Genomic DNA, 1,639 nt, shown 5'->3' on the forward strand with positions numbered 1-1,639 from the left:
ATGATCTGATCTGGTATACAGCCAACAGGACTGGAAATACATATACAATAGAAGTTGATATGATGAATCATAATTATGATACTGGTAAGATTAATACTGATATATATGCTTACGATGATGAGGGTGAATATAGTAAACTTGAATTGGATACAAAAATTGAAGAAAATCAAGCACCTGTTATAAGTGATGTAAAAGTTATTAATGTGACATCTGATGAGTATACGATGATTTGTAAAGTAACAGATGATTTGGAAGTTGTTAGAGTTCAAATGCCAACATGGACAGTAAACAATGGGCAGGATGATATAGTATGGCATGAAGCTGAATTGAAAAATGGTGTTGCTACGTTTACGGTAAATCGTAAAGATCATAATTTTGAGTATGGTGATTATATTACTCATATTTATGCGTATGATAGAGAAGGATTAAAAGGTTTTTCAATTTGTGGTACAGTAAATTTAAAAGAACCTGATATAAATACAAGTACTAAACCAATAATAAAGAATGTCAAAATTTCAAATATAAATGATAGTGGGTATACTGTTACTTGCACAGTTTTAAGTAACAATAAAATTACAGAGGTATTATTTCCTACGTGGACATATAAAAATGAACAGGATGATTTAATTTGGGGAGTGGGACAAAAACTGGAAAACGAATACACTTTCAGAGTAAATAGAAGCGATCATAATTATGAATTTGGAACGTATGTCACGCATATCTATGCTTATGATGAAAAAGGTGCAGTAAACAATATAGAATTACCGTTTCATAATATAATAAATACTACGGAAAGAATTGGATGGGCATATATTGATGGGCAAAAATACTTTTTTGATAATAAAGGAAATATAGCTGGGAATATGCCATCAAAAAAGGTAATTGATGTTAGTTCATATAATGGGAATATCGATTGGAATACTGTAAAACAGTATGGAGATATTGATGGAGCAATTTTGAGAATTGCAGCTCATCCTAATGGGGAATACATAGAAGATGTGCAATTTGCAAATAATTTGGCGGCATGCAGAAGATTGAAAATACCATTTGGGGTATATATATATGATTATTCTAACAGTGAAAATGATGCCTTAAATGAAGCAAAGTTTGTAATAGATATTCTTCAGAAATATAATGTTACACCAGATGAATTAGGATATCCTGTATATTTTGATTTGGAGCGCACTACTATAACAAAAGAGCAAAATATAGCGAATATGAATGCATTTATAAGTGAAATGAATGCAAAAGGTTATACAACAAATGTATATAGTTATCGAGCAATGCTTAATAGCAGTTTAAATGATAAGGCTATTTTATCCAATGTATCGTGGATGGCTGCTTATACTGATACAATTGGATGGGAAAATCCATACTATAAAGGTAAATTCGGATGGCAATATACAAGTTCTGGAAGCATTCCTGGAATTTCGGGAAATGTAGATATTAGTTGCTGGTATACTATATAATTAAATAAAAATATTATGGTAAAAAGTCTATTGAACCAAATTGTTTGGACTAAATTTAATTAGTAGAATTAAGCGACGCTTTAAAATAATATAGGGTACTAAACAAAAAGTAGGGTTAGAAGATGTATAATCTTCAATAATTATCCTACTTTTTTATGTCTAGATATAGT

At 30.1% G+C, this 1,639-nt stretch carries 1 protein-coding gene; it reads left to right on the forward strand.

The window, feature by feature from the left end:
• Window positions 1-1,469: GBS Bsp-like repeat-containing protein (locus tag KTF99_RS16720; RefSeq protein ID WP_217215673.1), on the forward strand; the 1,469-nt coding region annotated here is incomplete at its 5' end.
• Window positions 1,470-1,639 lie beyond the last annotated feature (170 nt).

The organism is Erysipelatoclostridium sp. MSK.7.34, from assembly GCF_019041935.1.
Classification (GTDB): domain Bacteria; phylum Bacillota_I; class Bacilli_A; order Erysipelotrichales; family Coprobacillaceae; genus Thomasclavelia; species Thomasclavelia ramosa.